Raw genomic sequence first — 19641 nt, 5'->3', positions numbered from 1 at the left:
GGCACACCTTCGCACGACAGACCGGGGCGCGCACGCTCCGGCAGTTCCGGGGATGGACAACCAATCATCCTATGATTCTATGATGTGCCTCATGGTGAGTGAGGAAACCCGGGCAACGGACACCCGTACGGCGATGCCCCCGAGCGAACGCGACACGTCCGCCGCGGCGGGCGCGACGACGACGATCCCGGGAACGGGTCCCGCGCGCGCGTGGGTGACCCGCCTGGTGGTCGTCGGCATCATGCTGTCCGCGGTCAACCTCCGCCCCGCCATCACCAGCCTGGGCGCCCTGCTGGAGGAGGTCCGCGCCGGGCTCGGCATGAGCGGCAGCGTGGCCGGGCTGCTCACCTCCGTGCCCCCGCTGTGCTTCGCCGTCTTCGGTGTGACGGCGCCCCGCCTGGCGCGCCGCTTCGGACCGGCCGCCGTGGTGTGCGCCGGCATGGCCGCGATCTTCGCGGGCCTGCTGATACGGCCGTACGCCGGCGGCACCGCCGGGTTCCTGGCCGCCAGCGCGCTCGCACTGATGGGCATCGCCGTCAGCAACGTGCTGATGCCGGTCATCGTCAAGCGTTGGTTCCCCGACCGGGTCGGCCCCATGACCGGCCTGTACTCGATGGTGCTCGCGCTCGGTACGTCCCTTCCGGCCGCGGTGACGGTCCCGCTGACCCATGCCATGGGCGGCGGCTGGAAGCCGGGGCTCGCGGTCTGGGCGTTGCTCGCCGCGGTCGCGGTGGTGCCCTGGGTGCCGCTGGTCCGGGAGGGCCGGGAGGGCTCCGCGCGGGAGAAGGGTGCGACCGGGCGGGGGGCTTCCGCGACCTCCGCGGCTGCCGTGGGGGCGTCCCGCCCGGCGCGGGGCCCGGAGCCGGATTCGAAGCCGGCGCCGGCACCGGGGCCGACGGGGGCGGCGGGGGAGCAGCCCCCGTTGCGGATCGCCCGCAGCCGTACCGCCTGGGCGCTCGCCGTCTTCTTCGGCCTCCAGGCCACCGCCGCCTACATCACCATGGGCTGGATGGCGCAGATCTTCCGGGACGCGGGGGTGTCGGCCGGCACCGCGGGTCTGCTGCTCGCCGTGACGATGGTGATGGGCGTACCGCTGGCCTTCGTCATCCCGCGGATCGCCGCCCGGCTGCCCCACCAGGGGCCGATCGTGCTGGTCCTGGGCGTGTGCGGCCTCGCCGGGTACGCCGGTCTCTACCTCGCCCCGGCCGCCGGTGCCTGGGCCTGGGCGCTGCTGCTCGGGATCGCGAACTGCGCCTTCCCGCTGGCGCTGACGATGGTCGGCATGCGCGCCCGCAGCGGTCCCGGTGTGGCCCAGCTGTCCGCGTTCGCGCAGAGCACCGGCTATCTGATCTCCATCCCCGGCCCGCTGCTGGTCGGCGTGCTCTACCAGCACAGCGGCGGCTGGGGCCTGCCGATCGCCCTGATGGCGGGCCTCATGGTGCCCCAGATGGTGGTGGGCTTCCTGGCGGGCCGCGACCGCACGGTGGAGGAGGAGGCCGCGACGCGCTGACCCCGTGCACGGGATGCCGGGGAAGGGATGCGAGACTGGGCGCATGCAGCCTGTGCTCGACCCGAACCCGCGCGACGGTCAGAAGAAGATGATGCTCGTCTTCGGCTCCTTCTTCGCGATCTTCGTCGTCATCGCCATCGTCGCGACCATCGCGTCCCCGTGACGCCGCCCGGCCGGCCCCCCGCCACCGGACGGTTCCGGCGGATGGTGGTGCTGGCCCCCCTGTCCCCTAGGGGGTAAGGCTCAGGGGTAACTGGGTGGAAAACCTGATGGGTTGACTGCCACGGATTCCGTACCTTCGAGTGGTGACCGCAGGGGGTGGTCACGGAACCGCTCAAGGACCACGGAGGCGATCATGCCCGCCCGCACCCACTTCCGGACCCACCCGGCGACCACGGGCGGCGTCGACGTGCTGCTGCCCTGGTGGGCCCTCGCGCTGCCCGTGCTCGCCTTCGCCATCCTGTTCCTGCTGATACTGAACCCGTCGGACGCGCACGCGGCGGGCGCGGACCCGGAGATAGCCCACCTGGTCGAGCGCGCGCGGCAGCTGCTCACGCGCTGACCGGAAGCCGCCTCACATGGCGAATCCGCATGTCAACTCCCTGCGCCCGGTGGCCTGTTTCATGCGAAGCTGGGACGCATGAGCGTCGCAGAACCCCGCAGGATCGCCCTTTTCCGGCATGCGAAAGCCGACTGGCCCCAGGTGTCCGACCATGAGCGCCCGCTCGCCGAGCGGGGCCGCATGGACTCGGCCGTCGCCGGCCGCAAGCTGACCGACACCGGCCTCACCTTCGACCTGGCCCTGTGCTCCACCGCGACCCGGACCCGCGAGACCTGGAAGCTCGCCGTCCACGAACTGGAACACCGGCCGAAGACCGTCTACGAGGAGCGGATCTACGAGGCCTCCCCGGGCCGGCTCATCGCCCTTCTGAACGAGGTCCCGGACGAGGTCGGCACCCTGATCCTGATCGGCCACAACCCGGGGGTCCACGGCCTCGCCGAGATCCTGGCCGGCTCGGCCGACGGAGACGCCCGCGACCGGATGAACCGCCGCGGTTTCCCCGCCGCCGCATTCGCGCTGCTGTCCTTCGAGGGCCCGTGGAAGAGCCTGGAGCCGGGCGTGGCCACGCTGACGGACTACTGGGCGCCGTCCGAATGAGGTGACACCGAGAGACGGCGAAGGCCCGGTGCCGTGAGGCGGGCCGGGCCTTCGTGTCCTGGGGAGCGGGCCGCTCACAGGGCGCGGTCCCTGCTGCGCCTGCTGTGCCTGCTGCGCGGGCTCAGCTCTCGTCGTGGGTGTTGGCCGCCTCGACCTCTTCGCGCGTGATGCCGAGGAGGTAGAGGACCGTGTCGAGGAAGGGGAAGTTCACGGCCGTGTGCGCCGCCTCGCGCACCACGGGCTTGGCGTTGAAGGCGACGCCGAGACCGGCCGCGTTCAGCATGTCGAGGTCGTTGGCGCCGTCACCGATCGCCACCGTCTGCGCCAGCGGCACCCCGGCCTCCGCGGCGAACCGGCGCAGCAGCCGCGCCTTGCCCGCGCGGTCCACGATCTCGCCGGTGACCCGGCCGGTCAGCTTGCCGTCGACGATCTCCAGCGTGTTGGCCTGGGCGAAGTCGAGGCCGAGGCGCTCCTTGAGATCGTCGGTGACCTGGGTGAAGCCACCGGAGACCACGCCGACCTGGTAGCCGAGCCGCTTCAGGGTGCGGATCAGGGTGCGGGCGCCGGGGGTCAGCCGGATCTCGTTGCGCACCTTGTCGACCACGGAGGCGTCGAGCCCGGCCAGCAGGGAGACACGGGCGTGCAGCGACTGCTCGAAGTCCAGCTCGCCCCGCATCGCCGCGGCGGTGACCTCGGCGACCTTGTCCTCGCAGCCTGCGTGGGCGGCGAACAGCTCGATGACCTCGTCCTGGATGAGGGTGGAGTCCACGTCCATGACCACGAGACGCTGCGCGCGCCGGTGCAGCCCCGCGGAGACGACGGCGATGTCGACACCGAGTGCCGAGGCGTCCGAGGCCAGCGCGGTGCGCAGGGGCCCGGTCTCCACGCCGGAGACCGCGAACTCCACGGCGGTCACGGGATACTTGGCGAGCCGGAAGATACGGTCGATGTTGCCGCCCGCCTTCGCGATGCGGGTGGCGACGGCGGCCGTCGACTCGGCGGTGAGCGGATGGCCGAGGACGGTCACCAGGGAGCGACCGAGACCGCGCGGACGGTTGTCGCCGTGCCCCGAGATGATCTCCGCCTGCATCTTCATCGACTCGGCCCAGCTGTGCACGGTGGCCCGCAGATCACCCTCGATGCCGGCCGGCGGCTGGCTCACCAGCGCGCACAGGACCAGGCGTCCCCGGGTGACGACCTGCTCGATGTCGACCACATCGACGGAGTACGCGGCAAGGGTCTCGAAGAGTCCGGCCGTGATACCCGGCCGGTCCTTACCGAAGATCTTGACGAGGAGAGTGGGGACCTCGGGGGTCTGCGCAGCAGTCATGGTCTCACCACCGTATCCGGCACCCAGTGCCGCCCGTCGCCGAGGTCCGCCTGACGGACACGGAACAATGGATGGCGCCCCGGCATCAAGGATCTTGCCAACAGCTTCCCACCGAGGTCATCGCCACCGCGACCGCAGAGGTGACCGAGCGCGCCGGGGACCGCGGGCTGGGCGCCGTGAGCGGGCGGAGTCGCGTGAGGCGGGTTTCCCGCGGCCGGCGAGCGGTCGGCGAGCTGGGGGGCGTGTCCGTCGTCCCCCAGCACGCGACGCCGGCCGCTCCCACGGTTCCTCGCGCTTCGCCTCCGGCATCCGCCGGGAGGAATGCGTGCCGGGGCCCGGCGGCAGGCGCGGCCCGCTCGCGAGAAGCACCCCGCCGCCCGCCGCCCTGGCCCCGCGCGACCGCCGCACCGTGCCGCCGCCGGCACCCCGGCACCCCGGCACCCCGGCACCCCGGCACCCCGGCACCCCGGCACCCCCAGCGCCGTACCCCACCTCGTCCCCCACCCCACCCCGTCCCCAGCGAACCCCACCCCCGGCCCCCCGCACCTCTGACCGGCCGCACCCCACCCCGTCCCCAGCGAACCCCACCCCCGGCCCCCCCCGCACCTCTGACCGGCCGCACCCCACCCCCCCCCCCGCAGCCCGCCTCCAACTCCTCCTCCCCGCAAGGCTCCAGAGGCAACCGACCTGCCCACTGCCCCTGCAATCCCGCCCCCACCAGCCCTACTTGTCCCGCTCGCCGGAATTGCCGCACTCCGGTCGGAGCGCCGTACGGCGCTGCGCGCAAGGCCCGGGTTTTGGTCAGGGGGGCGGGCCTGAAATAGTTCCCCACGATGTTCGACATCCCTAGACTCCCTGCGATGGGGGTAATTCGGGGGACAACTCAGTGGGGCATGGAGTGCCGGAACTCGTACTGGAAACAAACGGACGTACCTGGACGCTCGACCCGTCCAGGCCTTACACCCTCGGCAGAGATCCGCAGGGTGACATCGTGTTCGACGACGCCAGGGTCTCCTGGCGACACGCCACGGTCAGCTTCGACGGCCGCAGTTGGGTCATCGAGGACCACGGCAGCACCAACGGCACGTATCTCCAGGGTCAGCGGATCCAGCGGACGGAGATAGGCCCGGGGACGGCGCTGCACCTCGGCAACGCGACGGACGGACCGCGGCTGAATCTCGCCGGTGCAGCCGTCGGCCAGGCGCAGCAGGCGCCGTACGCGGCGGCCCCCGCGGGCTGGGCCCAGCAGGCGGCCCCCCACCAGGCACCCGCCCAGGTGGCCCAGCCCCCGCACCAGGCGGTGCCCCAGCAGGCACCCGCCCCGCAGAACGGCTGGCAGCAGGCGCAGCAGCCGCACCCCGCCCAACAGGTCCCGCAGCAGGCCGCGTTCCCGCAGCAGAAGGACCCGCAGGCCGCCGCCTACCCGCAGCAGGCCGGTCCGGGCGCGGCGCACGGGGACCGCAGCCCGACCACGTTCCACCAGTTCTCGCTCGGCCGGGTCATGCGCATCGGTCGTGCGCTGGAGAACGAGCTGGTCGTCTCCGACCTCCAGGTCTCCCGTCACCACGCCGAGTTCCACTCGACGCCCGACGGCCGCTTCGAGATCCGCGACCTCGGCTCGCACAACGGCACGTACGTCAACGGCAGCCCGGTGCCCAAGGGCGGCTCGGTGCAGCTCGGCCCGGCCGACATCGTCGGCGTCGGCCACTCCACCTTCCGTATCGTCGGCGACCGGCTTGAGGAGTTCGTCGACACCGGTGAGGTCTCCTTCTCCGCGCGCCACCTGACGGTCACGGTCGACGGCGGCAAGCAGATCCTGAAGGACGTCTCGTTCGGCGTCCCGGAGAAGTCCCTGATCGCGGTCATCGGCCCCTCCGGCTCCGGCAAGTCGACGCTGCTGAAGGCGCTCACCGGCTACCGGCCCGCCAACCAGGGCGAGGTGCTGTACGACAACCGCAACCTGTACAAGCAGTTCGCGGAGCTGCGCCAGCGCATCGGCCTGGTCCCGCAGGACGACATCCTGCACAAGGAACTCAGCGTCAAGAAGGCCCTGAAGTACGCGGCCAAGCTGCGCTTCCCGGCCGACACCACCGCCCAGGAGCGCGACGCCCGCATCGACGAGGTGCTGCGCGAGCTGAAGCTGGACATCCACAAGGACAAGAAGGTCACGTCCCTGTCCGGTGGTCAGCGCAAGCGCGTCTCGGTGGCCCTCGAACTGCTGACCAAGCCGTCGCTGATCTTTCTGGACGAGCCGACCTCCGGCCTCGACCCGGGCATGGACCGCGACGTCATGCAGTTGCTGCGCGGCCTCGCCGACGACGGCCGCACCGTGCTGGTCGTCACCCACTCGGTGGCCGAGCTGGCGCTGTGCGACAAGCTCCTGGTGATGGCGCCGGGCGGCGCGGTGGCCTACTTCGGGCCGCCGGAGGAGGCGCTGAACTTCTTCGGCTACGACAGCTGGGCCGACGTCTTCTCCGCCTTCGAGAACTACCGCGACTACGACTGGGCGGGCCGCTGGAAGGGCTCGCAGCACTACCAGATGTACGCCGCGGACTTCGACGCCGTCGCCCCGCAGCAGGCGGCCTACATGCCGCCGCCGGTGGCCCTCAAGCCGCCCAAGCCGCAGGCGTGGGGCTCCCAGCTGCTGACCCTGATCCGGCGCTATGTGTCGGTGATCGTCTCCGACAAGGGCTTCCTCGCGCTGACGGTGATCCTGCCGGCGGTCCTCGGCTCGGTCAGCCTGCTGATGAACCACGACCGGGGCCTGCTGGTGAACCCCGCGGTCGACCCGCGCACCGGCCTGCACGTACCCAACGGCACCGCCACCACCGTGCTGCTGATCCTCTCGGTCGGCGCGTGCTTCGCGGGCGCCGCGAACTCCGTGCGTGAACTGATCAAGGAACGGGTGATCTACGAGCGGGAGCGGGCGACCGGCCTGTCCCGGTCGGCCTACCTGATGTCCAAGGTGGTCGTGCTCGGCGCCGTCACCGTGCTTCAGGGCCTGATGGTCGGCCTGATCGGCTTCTCGCCGCGCAAGATCCCGGACCAGGGCGTCATCCTCGGCGGTTCGACCCTGTTCGAGCTGTGCCTGCCGATCATGGCGCTCGGCTTCACCTCGATGATGGTCGGCCTGGTCATCTCCTCGCTGGTGAAGACCGCCGAGAAGACCATGCCGCTGCTGGTGATGTTCGCGATCATCCAGGTCGTCTTCACCGGCTGCCTGTTCACCCTGCACGGCACGCTCGGCGTCAACGAGTTCTCGTACCTGATGCCCTCGCGCTGGGCGGTGGCCGCGGCCGGCACCACGCTGGACCTGAACAACATCGCCCCCAACGGTGACAACCCGGGCAGCACCGACCCGCTGTGGAACCACACGGCCGGGGCCTGGACCCTTGACATGATCGCGCTGCTCGCGCTCGGCGCGGTCTGCGGCTTCTTCGTGGCGCGCTTCCTGCGCCGCCACGAGCCGGAGGTCATGCGCAAGTAGTCTCCGCGGCGCACCACGAAGGGCGGCACCCCGTAACGGGGTGCCGCCCTTCCGCGTTCGTCAGAGGTCCGCGCCGACCTCAGTACGCGCTGTTGACGTTGTCCATCGAGCCGTAGCGGTGGGCGGCGTAGTTGCAGGCGGCGGTGATGTTGGCGACCGGGTCGTAGATGTTCCACGAGGTGCCGGGCACGTGGTACGTGTTGAAGGTGGGCTGGATCACCTGGAGCAGGCCCTTGGACGGGATGCCGTTGATCGCGTTGATGTCCCAGTTGTTGATGGCCATCGGGTTGCCCGAGGACTCACGCATGATGTTGCGGTAGAGGCCGTTGTAGCTGCCCGGGATGCCCTTGGCGTGCATGATGTCCAGGGACTGGCGGATCCAGCCGTCGAGGTTGTTCGCGTAGGTCTTCGCGGCGACGGTCTGCATCTGCGGGCGCTGCTCGGACCGGCCCGCGGCCTGCTTGGCGGCACGCTCCTGCGCGGCCTTCCTGGCGGCGGCGTCGGCGGCGGCCTGCTTCGCGGCGGCGTCGGTGCGCTGCTTGGCGGCGGCCTGGTCGGCGGTCTTCTGCTGCGCGGCGATGGCGTCGAGCTTGACGCTCTGCGCGGCGGCGCGGTCGGTGACGGTGCCCCTGACGCCGGACAGCGCGGCGTCCTGGGTGGCGACCTTCGCGACCTGCGCGGCGGCGGCGGGGGAGCCGGTGGTGACGGTGTCCGCGTTGCCGGGGACGGCCGACAGGGCGATGGCGGCGGTGCCGAGCGCTGCGACACCGGCGACGGCGAGCTTGCGCTGCCTGGTCACGGCACGATAGCGAGCACGACTGAGGATGTTCTTGGGCATGGCGTTGGACCTCTTCGATAGCGCGGAGGTCGCTCCTGCTTCCGCCGGGGGATCGGTTCCTCCCGCACAAATGCCGCGGGGATGAACCCACGGCGCTGAGCGACGGGTGCAATTCTTAGCGGCCGCAAAATGCCATGGCAAAGGTGTGACGTACGAAGCTCGATAGTGGACCCGGGAAGGGCAAAACGGGACAGATTGGACCTCTGTCCCGTTCGTGGGAGGGGGTACATCTCCTATGTCTGTTCGTACGTGATGTAGGCCCTATGCGCGGGCTCACAGGGGAGACAGATCAACCTCACGAAGAGTTGCCTTCGCAACGCATTCTGTGAGGCTCAGTGCGGGGTCTCCTCCCGGAGGAGGAGATGGACGTCCCCGAACTCGTGCCACAGGTAGAGCCCGCGCAGCGCCTCCTCGTACGCGCGGTCGACCGCGGCCCGCCCGGCGACGGCCCGCAGCATCAGCAGATGCGAGGCCTCCGGCTCGTGCAGCCCGGTCAGCAACCCGTCCACCACCCGCGCCCCGCGCTCGGGCGTGACCACCAGATCCGTCCACCCCTCGGCCGCCCGTACCACCCCGTCCGCCCCCGCGGCCGACTCCACCGCGCGTACGGCCGTCGTCCCCACCGCGACCACCCGGCCCTCCCCGGCCGCCACCGCGTTGATCAGCCGCGCCGACGCCTCCGGCACCGAGAACCACTCCGGGTACGGCGGCTCGTGCGCCTCCGCCGACGCCACCCCCGTGTGCAACGTGACCCGCGCGAACCCCACCCCCCTGCGCACCAGCTCCGCCACCACCCGCGCGGTGAAGGGCCGCCCCGCGCTCGGCATCTCCGCGCTGCCCGCCCCGTCGGGCGAAGGAAGGGCGAACAGCGTCTGGTACGCCGACAGCGGCTGATCGCGCGTGGTGTAGGAGTAGCGGATCGGCCGCCCGTGCCCCCGCAGCAGCTCCGGCACCGGACCGCCCTCGACCCGCGCCCACCACAGCCGCTCCCCGCCCCCGCTCACCGGCTCCTCCAGCACCAGCCGGAACCCGCCCGCGAGCGTCACCTCCGTCCCCGCGCGGGTGCCCGCCCGCGCGCGAGTGGTGCCCCGGCCGTCCGGCTCCCGCGGCTCCACCGCCCAGCGGCCGTCGTCCCCGCGGGTCGAGAAGTGCACCACCACGGGCGCGGTCCCGATCCGGCCGTCCACCGCCGCGGCCAGCGTCGGGGAGGTGTTCACCACCAGCAGGTCCCCGGCCCGCAGCAGCAGGGGCAGCTCACGGAACGCGTGGTGCGCCACCCGGGTCCCGTGCGACACGAGGAGCCGTACGTCGTCCCGCTCGCGCCCCGGTCCCCGCTGCTCGGCCGGCACCCGCGCGGACAGCTCCTCCGGCACGCGTACGACCGTGGTCATCGGCCCGCCACGAGGATCGGCGCCGCGTACCGCCCACTGACCGGCCGCTCGTCCAGCAGCCGCAGGAAGGCCGGTACGACGGTGTCGGGTGCCGGCCGCGCGTCGTCGTCGTCGGGTACGGCCGCCGCGTACAGGTCGGTCGCCATGTCCCCGGGGTCCACCGCCCACACCCGCAGGCCCGGCTCCTCCACGGCGAGCACCGCAGCCAGCTGGTCCAGGGCCGCCTTCGAGGCCCCGTAACCGCCCCACGTCTCGTACGCCTGTGCCGCCGCGTCCGAGCTGACCGCGATCACCGTGCCCGCGGCCGACGCCCGCAGCAGCGGCAGTGCCTCCTGTACGAGTCCCAGCGCGGCGGTGACGTTCACCTCCAGCGCCCGCCGCAGCCCGTCCAGCGAAAGCCCGGCCAGCCGGACCAGCGGCTCGGCGCCGAGCGCGCTCGCGTTGCTCACCAGCAGATCGAGACCGCCCAGCCTCCGCGCGGCGGCCACCAGCGCGGCCCGGTGCCCGGCGTCCGTGACGTCCCCGGGGAGCGCCACGACCCGGGTGCCGTACCGGCCGACCGCCGTCGCGGCCTCCTTCAGCACCCCCTCGCCCCGGGCGTCCAGCACCAGGTCCCAGCCGCGCCCGGCCAGCGCTTCGGCGAGCGCCCGCCCCAGCCCCTTCGAGGCACCCGTGATGATCCCTACCGGCATGACTACCGTCCCCTCGTCGCTCCCGCCCGGTCGGACGGGTGCGGATCACCGTAGGAACACCCCCTCGCCCACCGCCTCGGCCGCGAGCCCCGAAGAAGAGGAGCCCTTCGACGTACGACGACGGGCCTTGGTCCCGCGGCGTACGACACCGGACCCGGTCCTCGGGGCGTACGCCCCTCGCCCTAGGACCAGCGGACGGTGCCGGGCCGACGGCGGCCCCATCCGCGCTGTCACACCCCGCCGGTACCGTGAGGTCATGAGTCACGGTCCCCGGTCCGGCCTCGCCGCGGTGAGTTCCGCGCTGTTGGCCATGAGCAGGCACCTGGAGATGCGCGACGTCCTGAAGACGATCGTCGCCTCCGCCCGCGAACTGCTCGACGCGCAGTACGCCGCCCTCGGCGTCCCCGACGACCACGGCGGCTTCGCCCAGTTCGTCGTGGACGGCGTCAGCGACGCCCAGTGGAAGGCGATCGGCCCACTGCCCCGCCAGCACGGCATCCTCGCCGCGATGCTGCACGAGGCCCGCCCCGAGCGCCTCGCCGACGTGCGCAAGGACCCCCGCTTCGAGGGCTGGCCCCACGCCCATCCCGACCTCGTGGACTTCCTCGGGCTGCCTGTCCGCGACGGCGACGAGATCATCGGCGCGCTCTTCCTCGCGAACAAGAACTGTCCGAAACCGGAAGGCAGTTGCGGCTTCACGCAAGAGGACGAGGAACTGCTCGCCCTGCTCGCCCAGCACGCGGCGATCGCGCTCACCAACGCCCGGCTCTACGAGCGCAGCCGTGAACTCACCATCGCCGAGGAGCGGTCCCGGCTCGCCCATGAACTCCACGACGCGGTCAGCCAGAAGCTGTTCTCGCTCCGCCTGACCGCCCAGGCCGCCGCCGCGCTCGTCGACCGTGACCCCGCGCGCGCCAAGGGCGAACTGCACCAGGTCGCCGCGCTCGCCGCCGAGGCCGCCGAGGAACTGCGCGCCGCCGTCGTGGAGCTGCGGCCCGCCGCGCTGGACGAGGACGGACTGATCGCCACCCTGCGCACCCAGATCCAGGTCCTCGACCGCGCCCACACCGCCCGCGTCACCTTCACCGGCGCCGGGTACCGGGCGCTGCCCGCCGCCCAGGAGGAGGCCGTGCTCCGGGTCGCCCAGGAGGCCCTGCACAACGCGCTGCGCCACGCGCAGGCCGAGCGCGTCGACGTGAGCGTGGAGCGGCGGGGCACCGGAGCGGTGCTGCGGGTCAGCGACGACGGCGCCGGCTTCGACCCGGCCTCGGTCCGCCGCGCCGGGCGGCACCTCGGCCTGGTCTCGATGCGGGACCGGGCGAGCGGGGTCGGCGGCACGCTGACCGTGGAATCGGCGCCCGGCAAGGGCACCACGATCGAGATGGAGGTCCCCGGTGGCTGATCCCATCAAGGTGCTGCTCGTCGACGACCACCAGGTCGTCCGCCGGGGCCTGCGGACCTTCCTGGAGGTGCAGGAGGACATAGCCGTCGTCGGCGAGGCGGCCGACGGCGCGGAGGGGGTGGCCCGCGCCGAGGAGCTGCGGCCCGACGTCGTCCTCATGGACGTCAAGATGCCGGGCACGGACGGCATCGACGCCCTGCGCAAGCTGCGCGAACTCGACAACCCCGCACGGGTGCTGATCGTCACCAGTTTCACCGAGAAGCGCACCGTCGTGCCCGCCCTGCGCGCGGGCGCCGCCGGGTACGTGTACAAGGACGTGGACCCCGACGCCCTCGCCGGCGCCATCCGCTCCGTGCACGCAGGGCACATCCTGCTCCAGCCCGAGGTCGCGGGCGCGCTGCTTTCCCAGGAGGAGGCGAACTCCGGTCAGGGCAGGGGCGGTTCGCTCACCGAGCGGGAGCGTGAGGTGCTCGGCCTGATCGCGGACGGCCGCTCGAACCGGGAGATCGCCCGCGCGCTGGTGCTGTCGGAGAAGACCGTCAAGACACATGTCTCGAACATCCTGATGAAGCTCGACCTCGCCGACCGCACACAGGCCGCGCTGTGGGCCGTACGGCACGGGGTGAGCGGCTGAGCCGTCCTCGCCCGCACTACACCCCGCCGCTCGCTGAGGTTCCACTCCGGGCTGAGATTCATACCGTCGTGGGAATGTCACCCGGTTGGCGCATCTCCTGGCGATCTCCGCCGTTCTCCAGTGCGTGCCACGGAGAACCGCCGTGGTGAACGTTCCAGAGGGGTTGAAAGTGAAGAACCTGAAGAAGGCAGCGGCTGTGACGATGGTGGCGGGTGGCCTGCTGGCCGCCGGCGCCGGCCTGGCCTCCGCCCAGAGCGAGGCGGACGGCGCGGCCGTGCACTCCCCGGGCGTCGTCTCGGGCAACACCATCCAGGCGCCGGTCCACGTCCCGGTGAACGCGACCGGCGACAGCGTCAGCGTCATCGGCGTCCTGAACCCGGCCTTCGGCAACACCAGCCTCAACCACTGAGGCACCTCGACCGAGGCTCAGGCCCCCCGGATCCACCGGGGGGCCTGTCCCTTTGTCCTGTGTCAGCCGATTGTCCTGTGTCAGCCGACCACCGCGAACGCCCCGGAGATCACCGGACCCCCCGCTCCCTCTCCTCCACCATCGAGTTGTACGCCGCCACCTGCGCGCGCCGCGCCGTCCGCTCCACCGGGCGCAGGGCCTGCGCCCGCGCGGCCATCTCGGAGGCCGTCACCGCCGCACCGTGGCCGTGGTCGTGGGCCAGCGAGATCAGCAGGGCGATGCGCTGGGCCAGCTCCAGGACGCGGGCGGCGCGGGGCGGGTAGCCCGGGGCCAGGACCTCCCGGCCGGCCTCCGCCCTCGCCCGGTACGCGTCGATCGCGGCCTCGGCCACCGGCCCGGAGGCGGCGACGTCCAGCCGGGCCAGCACCGCCGTCGCGTCGCGCAGCGCCTCCGCCAGTTCGCGCTCCGCCTCGCCCAGGGAGGGCACGTCCGCGGGCGGGGCCTCACGGACCGGGAGGGCGTGCCAGACCACCTCGGCGTGCACATCACCCGCGGGCCCGGCCTCGCGCACCTCCGGGACCAGCCCGAACGCGGCGCCGACGCAGACCACCGCCTCCTCCGCCTCCAGCGCCCGCGCGTTGAACTCCGGCGGTCCGCTGAGCCCCAGCGGATGACCGGGCGCCGGCAGCGCGACCCGCAGCCCCGACGCGCCCAACGCCCGCAGCCGCCCCAGCGCGAGCGTGAGCCCCACCGGCGCGGCCTCCCCGGGCAGCCCGGCCACCCGGTGGACGGTGTCCTCACCCACAATGGCGAGCGCGGCGTCATCCGGAGAGACAAGTCCGGCCAAAAGGGCATTTCCCCAAGCGGCGAGGCGTCCTGAACGCGGTTCCGTGAGCATGCCCCCACCCTAAGGACCGGACCGATGGAATGGACCGGCGCGCTGGTGGCGTAGATTTCATATGGGCCGTGCCCACCGGCGCGGCGGACCGCGCCACAGGCGTACGCGACAGCCGAGACCGGCCACACTGCAAGGGGAGACAACGCGCTCATGAGCGATGTTCTGGAGCTTCAGGACGTATCCGTGGTCCGCGAGGGCCGGGCTCTGGTGGACCAGGTCTCCTGGTCGGTGAAGGAGGGCGAACGCTGGGTCATCCTCGGCCCCAACGGCGCCGGCAAGACCACCCTCCTGAACGTCGCCTCCAGCTACCTCTACCCCACCAAGGGCTCCGTCACCATCCTCGGCGAGACCCTGGGCAAGGCCGGCACCGACGTCTTCGAGCTGCGCCCGCGCGTCGGCGTGGCCGGCATCGCCCTCGCCGAGAAGCTCCCCAAGCGCCAGACGGTCCTCCAGACGGTCCTCACCGCCGCCTACGGCATGACCGCCGCCTGGCACGAGGAGTACGAGGACGTGGACGAGGAGCGCGCCCGCGCCTTCCTCGACCGCCTCGGCATGAGCGACTACCTCGACCGCCGCTTCGGCACCCTCTCCGAGGGCGAGCGCAAGCGCACCCTCATCGCCCGCGCCCTGATGAGCGACCCCGAGCTGCTCCTTCTGGACGAGCCCGCCGCCGGCCTCGACCTCGGCGGCCGCGAGGACCTCGTCCGCCGCCTCGGCCGGCTCGCCCGCGACCCCATCGCGCCCTCGATGATCATGGTCACCCACCACGTCGAGGAGATCGCCCCCGGCTTCACCCACGTCCTGATGATCCGTCAGGGCAAGGTCCTCACCGCCGGCCCGATCGAGCTGGAGCTGACCTCCCGCAACCTCTCCCGCTGCTTCGGCCTCCCGCTCGTGGTCGAGCAGGTCGGCGACCGCTGGACCGCCCACGGCCTGCCCCTGTCCTGACCCCGCCCCGCCCGCGCCGCCCTCCTGTCCCACCCCCGACCGGACCCCCGGCCGGGCCCCCGCGCAAACCGGCCGGGGCCCCCAACGCGCCCTGTCCGCCGCCCGGTCGTGGCCCTACGATGACCACGTGAACGACATCGACGCATGGGTGTGGTGGCTCGTCGGCGCGGCGGCGCTCGGTATCCCGCTCGTCGTCACCGCCATGCCCGAGTTCGGCATGCTCGCGGTGGGCGCCGTCGCGGCCGCGGTCGTCGCCGCGCTCGGCCTCGGCGTCGTCGTCCAGGTGCTCGCGTTCCTCGTCGTCTCCGTCGCCCTCATCGCCGTCGTACGGCCCATCGCGAACCGGCACAGCCGGCAGAGCCCCCGATTGGCCACCGGCGTCGAGGCGTTGAAGGGCAGGCAGGCCGTCGTACTGGAACGGGTCGACGGCTCCGGCGGGCGCATCAAGCTCGCCGGAGAGATCTGGTCGGCCCGCTCCCTGGACGCCGACCGGGCCTACGAGGCGGGCCAGGAGGTGGACGTCGTGGACATCGAAGGAGCCACCGCGGTCGTCATCTGAGCCATCCTGCCTGCGAGTTGGGCCGTAGTCTGTCAGACTCGACGGGCAAGATCCTTTGAACAGGCACGCGCGACGGACACGAGATCGTCCGAAGGCGTCCAGGCGGAGAGGGGTACGGGGAAAACGATGGAACCGGTCATCATCGTCCTGATCATTCTGGTGGTGTTGGTCTTCATCGCCCTGATCAAGACCATCCAGGTCATCCCACAGGCCAGCGCCGCCATCGTCGAGCGCTTCGGCCGCTACACGCGGACCCTGAACGCGGGACTGAACATCGTGGTCCCGTTCATCGACACCATCCGCAACCGGATCGACCTGCGTGAACAGGTCGTACCGTTCCCGCCCCAGCCGGTGATCACCCAGGACAACCTGGTCGTCAACATCGACACCGTCATCTACTACCAGGTGACGGACGCGCGCGCGGCCACCTACGAGGTCGCCAGCTACATCCAGGCGATCGAGCAGCTCACCGTCACCACACTGCGCAACATCATCGGCGGCATGGACCTGGAGCGCACCCTGACCTCCCGTGAGGAGATCAACGCCGCCCTGCGCGGCGTCCTGGACGAGGCCACGGGCAAGTGGGGCATCCGAGTCAACCGCGTGGAACTGAAGGCCATCGAGCCGCCGACCTCCATCCAGGACTCGATGGAGAAGCAGATGCGCGCCGACCGTGACAAGCGCGCCGCGATCCTCACCGCGGAAGGCACCCGGCAGGCCGCGATCCTCACGGCCGAGGGCGAGAAGCAGTCCCAGATCCTGCGCGCCGAGGGTGAGGCCAAGGCGGCCGCCCTGCGCGCCGAGGGCGAGGCCCAGGCCGTTCGCACGGTCTTCGAGGCCATCCACGCCGGCGACCCCGACCAGAAGCTGCTGTCCTACCAGTACCTCCAGATGCTCCCGAAGATCGCCGAGGGCGACGCCAACAAGCTCTGGATCGTCCCCAGCGAGATCGGCGACGCCCTCAAGGGCCTGTCCGGCGCCATGGGCAACTTCGGCCCCCTGGGCGGCAACGGCAACGGCGGTGCCACCCTCCCGGCCCAGAACAACGGCCCGGCGACGGAGCGCCGCGAAAAGCCGAGCATCGACTAGGGGTCACCGCTGAACGCCGGTTCCCTCCCGCGCCCCGAAAGGGGCGCGGGCTGTATCGGCACGCGGTTCCGCCGCGTGGGCGCGATCGACCGGACACGACCCCGCGGCCGCCGACGGACAGGACTCGGCTGAATCAGGCCGCGTCCTTCCCGAGCCACTCGGGAAGCGCGGCCAGGTCGTCCTGCCCCAGAGCCAGGAGCATCGCGTCCGCGGGCGTCGGCTCGAAGGGTGCCCGCAGCAATGTCATCCCGGCCTCCTCCGGAGTCCGGTCCGCCTTGCGGTGATTGTCCTCCGCACACGCCGCCACCGTGTTCAGCCACGTGTCCTGCCCGCCCCGCGCCCGCGGCACCACGTGGTCCACGGTCGTCGCCCGGCGCCCGCAGTACACGCACCGGTGCCGGTCCCGCACGAGCACCCCCCGCCGCGACCATGGAGCTTGTCTTCGGAACGGCACCCGTACGTACCTGCACAGCCTGATCACCCGGGGCGCGGGTATGTCCACGTCGGCCCCTCGCATCCGCAGCTCGGGATGGGCCTGCTCGACCACCGCCTTGTCCTGGAGCACCAGAACGACGGCTCGGTTCAGAGTCACCGTAGACAGCGGCTCGAAGCTCGCGTTCAGCACCAGCGTGTCCCGCATCCAGCCCACCTCCCGTGCGCACCTGCCCACCCCCCGGCGGGCTTGGCTCAACTCTGGACGGGCGCGCCGAGATGGACAACGCAATAAAAAATGCCCGCCTCCGATCACTTCCAAGACCGGAGGCGGGCAAACGTTCAATGAACGCTTGGCTCAATCGGAGCGGGGCACTCAGCCCTGCTCGGTGTTCTCGTACTCGCCGATGAGCTGCGCCCGCGCGATCGCGTGGAACCGCAGGTTGAACCCGACGAAGGCCGGCGAGGCGTCCGCGTCGGGACCCAGCTTCTCCTGGTCCACCGCGTACACCGTGAACACGTAACGGTGCGGGCCGTCACCGGGCGGCGGAGCGGCGCCGCCGAAGTCCCGCGTCCCGTAGTCGTTGCGCGCGTGCACGGCGCCCTCGGGCAGGCCCTCGAACTTGCCGCTCGCCGCACCGGCGGGCAGCTCCGTCACCGAGGCCGGGATGTCGAACAGCACCCAGTGCCAGAACCCGCTGCCGGTCGGCGCGTCGGGGTCGTAGCAGGTCACGGCGAAGCTCTTGGTCTCGGGCGGGAAGCCCTCCCACCGCAGGTGCGGCGAGGTGTTCCCGTCCGCGTAGACCTGAGCGCCCTTCAGCGTCGCGCCCTCCTGGACGTCCGCGCTCGTCACCGTGAAAGACGGCACCGGCGGGTGGAAGTCATGGGGGAGCGGCCGCCGCTTGAGCTCGGTCACCTTGGTACCTCCTGATCGATGATCTGGAAAGAACAGACCGAAGCCTAGAGCCAGTTGCGCTTGCTCCCGACCTCGGACAGCCACTGGTTGAGGTACGCCGCCCAATCGGTCCCCTGCCAGTCGTGGTGACCCACCTGGAAGGACCGGTAGGTGTCCGAGCCCTCGCTGAACAGCCCCGGCTTCTTGTCCATCTCCAGTACGACGTCCATGGCGTGCTCGTCCGCCACGAAGCTCAGCTCGACCTGGTTCAGGCCCCGGTACTGGGACGGCGGGTAGAACTCGATCTCCTGGTAGAACGGCAGCCGCTGCCGGGTACCCCGGATGTGGCCGCGCTCCATGTCGGCGGTCTTGAAGCGGAAGCCCAGCTGGATGAACGCGTCCAGGATCGCCTGCTGCGCCGGCAGCGGGTGCACGTTGATCGGGTCCAGGTCGCCCGAGTCCACGGCACGGGCGATCGCCAGCTCGGTCGTCACCCCGATGTGCATCCCGCGCAGCGCCTGGCCGTCGATCATGGTCACCGGCGTCTCCCAGGGGATCTCCAGCCCGAACGGCACCGCGTGCACCGCACCGGCCTGGAGCTCGAAGGCACCGCCGAGCCGCACCTTGGTGAACTCGATGTCCTGCTTGTACTCCTGGTCGCCGCTCTCGACCTCGACCCGCGCCTGGAGGCCGACGGACAGCCCCTCGATGGCCTGGGCCACGGAACCGCCCTGGATCCGCACCTCGCCCTGGACCACGCCACCCGGTACGACATTCACCTCGGTGAGCACGGTCTCGACCGAGGCACCGCCGGCTCCGAGGCTCGCGAGCAGCTTCTTGAACGCCATTGACTCTCCCTTTACGAACGGACCTCGCCCCTACAAACGCGATCCGCCCGTGGCCGGTTCCGCCCCGGCCGTGACCCGTCCGGACCATGCCCGTGGACTACCCTCGGACGGCATGATCGCGCCCCCGGACCGTACGCCACTGCCTCGAAGCTTCTTCGACCGCCCGGTCCTCCAGGTCGCACCCGACCTCCTCGGACGCGTCCTGGTGCGTACGACGTCCGACGGCCCGATCTCGGTACGCCTCACGGAGGTCGAGGCGTACGACGGCCCGAACGACCCGGGTTCCCACGCCTACCGCGGCCGCACCGCCCGCAACGCGGTGATGTTCGGGGAGCCCGGACATGTGTACGTCTACTTCACCTATGGCATGTGGCACTGCATGAACCTCGTGTGCGGACCCGAGGGCAGGGCGAGCGCCGTACTCCTGAGGGCCGGCGAGGTCGTCGAGGGCATGGAGCTGGCCCGTAAGCGCCGGCCCACCGCCCGTGACGACAAGGAGCTGGCCAAAGGCCCGGCCCGCCTGGCCACCGCACTGGAGGTCGACCGCGCCCTGGACGGCACGGACGCCTGCACCGCGGGCGAGACCCCGCTGCGCATGCTGGCCGGTACCCCCGTCGGCGCCGAGCAGGTACGGAGCGGTCCGCGCACCGGGGTCGCGGGCGAGGGCGGGAACGGCGACATCCACCCCTGGCGCTACTGGGTGGCCGACGACCCGACGGTGAGCCCCTACCGGGCTCATGTGCCGAGGCGCAGGCGAAGTTGACTCGACCCCCGAAGGTGCGTAATGTATCCCGAGCCGCTGAACCGGGTACGGCGATCGCCTGCAGCCGGAGCGGCCAACCCACTACCTAGTCTCACCCCCTCACCGGGGTCGTTTTCGACGCTTTGACGCGCCCGAATTCGAACTCGAGGGACTCGATTATGAGCCCCGGAGGAAATGAGCTAGCGTAGTGAATGTCGAAAGGGCGACGGAGAAATCCGAAAGTCCTCAGACAAACCCGCCGACCGGGAATCGGAGCCGAAAGGATCTGATAGAGTCGGAAACACCGAAGGGAAGCCCGGAGGAAAGCCCGAGAGGGTGAGTACAAAGGAAGCGACCGTTCCTTGAGAACTCAACAGC

Annotated in this window: 20 protein-coding genes; 12 read left to right on the top strand and 8 right to left on the bottom strand. The window is 71.4% G+C overall.

Annotated features, from left to right (window positions below; translation table 11 throughout):
* The first annotated feature begins 91 nt into the window (after positions 1-91).
* The 4 genes from ACWDD7_RS23885 to ACWDD7_RS23870 all read left to right on the top strand — a co-directional run bounded on the left by ACWDD7_RS23885 (position 92) and on the right by ACWDD7_RS23870 (position 2669).
* A complete protein-coding gene (locus ACWDD7_RS23885) occupies positions 92-1510 on the top strand; it encodes a CynX/NimT family MFS transporter (RefSeq protein WP_450458838.1) in 1419 nt (472 codons plus the stop codon).
* 43 nt (positions 1511-1553) lie between these two features.
* Positions 1554-1673, top strand: coding sequence for an SGM_5486 family transporter-associated protein (locus ACWDD7_RS23880; protein ID WP_450458837.1), 120 nt, complete (start codon positions 1554-1556; stop codon positions 1671-1673).
* 192 nt (positions 1674-1865) lie between these two features.
* Entirely contained in the window at positions 1866-2072 is a 207-nt protein-coding gene (locus ACWDD7_RS23875) for a hypothetical protein (RefSeq protein WP_450458836.1), read from the top strand.
* 78 nt (positions 2073-2150) lie between these two features.
* The gene (locus tag ACWDD7_RS23870) at positions 2151-2669 is read left to right on the top strand and encodes a SixA phosphatase family protein (protein WP_351865513.1); all 519 of its coding nucleotides are present in this window, start codon (positions 2151-2153) and stop codon (positions 2667-2669) included.
* Positions 2670-2790: 121 nt separating this feature from the next.
* On the opposite strand, the gene serB is transcribed toward ACWDD7_RS23870, so the two are convergent.
* Positions 2791-3999 carry a phosphoserine phosphatase SerB gene (gene serB / locus ACWDD7_RS23865; RefSeq protein WP_450458835.1) on the bottom strand — a complete coding sequence of 403 codons (1209 nt, stop codon included), beginning with the start codon at positions 3997-3999 and terminating at the stop codon, positions 2791-2793.
* Positions 4000-4897: 898 nt separating this feature from the next.
* On the opposite strand from serB, the gene ACWDD7_RS23860 reads away from it, so the two are divergent.
* A complete protein-coding gene (locus ACWDD7_RS23860; protein ID WP_450458834.1) occupies positions 4898-7486 on the top strand; it encodes an FHA domain-containing protein in 2589 nt (862 codons plus the stop codon).
* A 79-nt stretch (positions 7487-7565) separates the two neighbouring features.
* On the opposite strand, the gene ACWDD7_RS23855 is transcribed toward ACWDD7_RS23860, so the two are convergent.
* The 3 genes from ACWDD7_RS23855 to ACWDD7_RS23845 form a co-directional block, all read right to left on the bottom strand.
* On the bottom strand, positions 7566-8324 hold the full coding sequence (locus tag ACWDD7_RS23855) for a transglycosylase SLT domain-containing protein (RefSeq protein WP_450458833.1): 759 nt from the start codon (positions 8322-8324) through the stop codon (positions 7566-7568).
* A 332-nt stretch (positions 8325-8656) separates the two neighbouring features.
* On the bottom strand, positions 8657-9715 hold the full coding sequence (locus tag ACWDD7_RS23850) for an S-adenosylmethionine:tRNA ribosyltransferase-isomerase (protein ID WP_450458832.1): 1059 nt from the start codon (positions 9713-9715) through the stop codon (positions 8657-8659).
* Positions 9712-10407 carry an SDR family NAD(P)-dependent oxidoreductase gene (locus ACWDD7_RS23845; protein WP_450458831.1) on the bottom strand — a complete coding sequence of 232 codons (696 nt, stop codon included), beginning with the start codon at positions 10405-10407 and terminating at the stop codon, positions 9712-9714. The genes ACWDD7_RS23850 and ACWDD7_RS23845 overlap by 4 nt, the downstream gene beginning before the upstream one ends.
* Positions 10408-10663: 256 nt before the next feature.
* Here ACWDD7_RS23845 and ACWDD7_RS23840 point away from each other — a divergent pair, with 256 nt between their 5' ends.
* The 3 genes from ACWDD7_RS23840 to ACWDD7_RS23830 all read left to right on the top strand — a co-directional run bounded on the left by ACWDD7_RS23840 (position 10664) and on the right by ACWDD7_RS23830 (position 12852).
* Positions 10664-11809 (top strand): GAF domain-containing sensor histidine kinase, encoded by a 1146-nt coding sequence (locus tag ACWDD7_RS23840; protein WP_450458829.1) that lies wholly within the window; start codon positions 10664-10666, stop codon positions 11807-11809.
* Entirely contained in the window at positions 11802-12443 is a 642-nt protein-coding gene (locus ACWDD7_RS23835; RefSeq protein WP_351879428.1) for a response regulator transcription factor, read from the top strand. The genes ACWDD7_RS23840 and ACWDD7_RS23835 overlap by 8 nt, the downstream gene beginning before the upstream one ends.
* A gap of 169 nt (positions 12444-12612) precedes the next feature.
* Positions 12613-12852: a chaplin gene (locus ACWDD7_RS23830; RefSeq protein WP_450458908.1), complete on the top strand. Its 240-nt coding sequence runs from the start codon at positions 12613-12615 to the stop codon at positions 12850-12852.
* Positions 12853-12961: 109 nt separating this feature from the next.
* On the opposite strand, the gene ACWDD7_RS23825 is transcribed toward ACWDD7_RS23830, so the two are convergent.
* Complete coding sequence (locus ACWDD7_RS23825; protein WP_450458828.1) at positions 12962-13750, bottom strand: hypothetical protein; 789 nt, start codon at positions 13748-13750, stop codon at positions 12962-12964.
* A gap of 150 nt (positions 13751-13900) precedes the next feature.
* Between ACWDD7_RS23825 and ACWDD7_RS23820 the strand changes: the two genes are divergently transcribed.
* The 3 genes from ACWDD7_RS23820 (at position 13901) to ACWDD7_RS23810 (ending at position 16346) form a co-directional block, all read left to right on the top strand.
* The gene (locus ACWDD7_RS23820) at positions 13901-14698 is read left to right on the top strand and encodes an ABC transporter ATP-binding protein (protein ID WP_285553428.1); all 798 of its coding nucleotides are present in this window, start codon (positions 13901-13903) and stop codon (positions 14696-14698) included.
* 127 nt (positions 14699-14825) lie between these two features.
* Positions 14826-15257, top strand: a complete 432-nt coding sequence (locus ACWDD7_RS23815; protein ID WP_351879419.1) for an NfeD family protein — start codon at positions 14826-14828, stop codon at positions 15255-15257.
* A 126-nt stretch (positions 15258-15383) separates the two neighbouring features.
* Entirely contained in the window at positions 15384-16346 is a 963-nt protein-coding gene (locus ACWDD7_RS23810; protein WP_351879416.1) for an SPFH domain-containing protein, read from the top strand.
* A 133-nt stretch (positions 16347-16479) separates the two neighbouring features.
* Here ACWDD7_RS23810 and ACWDD7_RS23805 read toward each other — a convergent pair whose 3' ends face one another.
* From ACWDD7_RS23805 to ACWDD7_RS23795, 3 genes are all read right to left on the bottom strand, one after another.
* Positions 16480-16986, bottom strand: a complete 507-nt coding sequence (locus ACWDD7_RS23805; protein ID WP_450458827.1) for an HNH endonuclease — start codon at positions 16984-16986, stop codon at positions 16480-16482.
* Between the two features lie 168 nt (positions 16987-17154).
* On the bottom strand, positions 17155-17694 hold the full coding sequence (locus tag ACWDD7_RS23800) for a YbhB/YbcL family Raf kinase inhibitor-like protein (RefSeq protein WP_285553423.1): 540 nt from the start codon (positions 17692-17694) through the stop codon (positions 17155-17157).
* Positions 17695-17738: 44 nt separating this feature from the next.
* A complete protein-coding gene (locus ACWDD7_RS23795; protein WP_351879406.1) occupies positions 17739-18521 on the bottom strand; it encodes a sporulation protein in 783 nt (260 codons plus the stop codon).
* Positions 18522-18633: 112 nt separating this feature from the next.
* Here ACWDD7_RS23795 and ACWDD7_RS23790 point away from each other — a divergent pair, with 112 nt between their 5' ends.
* Positions 18634-19284, top strand: coding sequence for a DNA-3-methyladenine glycosylase (locus tag ACWDD7_RS23790; protein ID WP_351879403.1), 651 nt, complete (start codon positions 18634-18636; stop codon positions 19282-19284).
* Positions 19285-19641 lie beyond the last annotated feature (357 nt).

The organism is Streptomyces sp. NPDC001056, assembly GCF_053598955.1.
Note: the sequence above shows the minus strand (reverse complement) of the source record. Positions and strands in the feature narration are given on the sequence as shown.

Bases quoted from the DNA above. Each gene is read 5' to 3' on its own strand.
- ACWDD7_RS23850 (WP_450458832.1), bottom strand. From the start codon at position 9,715: ATGACCACGGTCGTACGCGTGCCGGAGGAGCTGTCCGCGCGGGTGCCG.
- ACWDD7_RS23845 (WP_450458831.1), bottom strand. From the start codon at position 10,407: ATGCCGGTAGGGATCATCACGGGTGCCTCGAAGGGGCTGGGGCGGGCG.
- ACWDD7_RS23885 (WP_450458838.1), top strand. From the start codon at position 92: ATGGTGAGTGAGGAAACCCGGGCAACGGACACCCGTACGGCGATGCCC.
- ACWDD7_RS23810 (WP_351879416.1), top strand. From the start codon at position 15,384: ATGGAACCGGTCATCATCGTCCTGATCATTCTGGTGGTGTTGGTCTTC.
- ACWDD7_RS23795 (WP_351879406.1), bottom strand. From the start codon at position 18,521: ATGGCGTTCAAGAAGCTGCTCGCGAGCCTCGGAGCCGGCGGTGCCTCG.
- ACWDD7_RS23840 (WP_450458829.1), top strand. From the start codon at position 10,664: ATGAGTCACGGTCCCCGGTCCGGCCTCGCCGCGGTGAGTTCCGCGCTG.
- ACWDD7_RS23820 (WP_285553428.1), top strand. From the start codon at position 13,901: ATGAGCGATGTTCTGGAGCTTCAGGACGTATCCGTGGTCCGCGAGGGC.
- ACWDD7_RS23880 (WP_450458837.1), top strand. From the start codon at position 1,554: ATGCAGCCTGTGCTCGACCCGAACCCGCGCGACGGTCAGAAGAAGATG.
- ACWDD7_RS23805 (WP_450458827.1), bottom strand. From the start codon at position 16,986: ATGCGGGACACGCTGGTGCTGAACGCGAGCTTCGAGCCGCTGTCTACG.
- ACWDD7_RS23875 (WP_450458836.1), top strand. From the start codon at position 1,866: ATGCCCGCCCGCACCCACTTCCGGACCCACCCGGCGACCACGGGCGGC.
- ACWDD7_RS23790 (WP_351879403.1), top strand. From the start codon at position 18,634: ATGATCGCGCCCCCGGACCGTACGCCACTGCCTCGAAGCTTCTTCGAC.
- ACWDD7_RS23870 (WP_351865513.1), top strand. From the start codon at position 2,151: ATGAGCGTCGCAGAACCCCGCAGGATCGCCCTTTTCCGGCATGCGAAA.
- ACWDD7_RS23825 (WP_450458828.1), bottom strand. From the start codon at position 13,750: ATGCTCACGGAACCGCGTTCAGGACGCCTCGCCGCTTGGGGAAATGCC.
- serB (WP_450458835.1), bottom strand. From the start codon at position 3,999: ATGACTGCTGCGCAGACCCCCGAGGTCCCCACTCTCCTCGTCAAGATC.
- ACWDD7_RS23855 (WP_450458833.1), bottom strand. From the start codon at position 8,324: ATGCCCAAGAACATCCTCAGTCGTGCTCGCTATCGTGCCGTGACCAGG.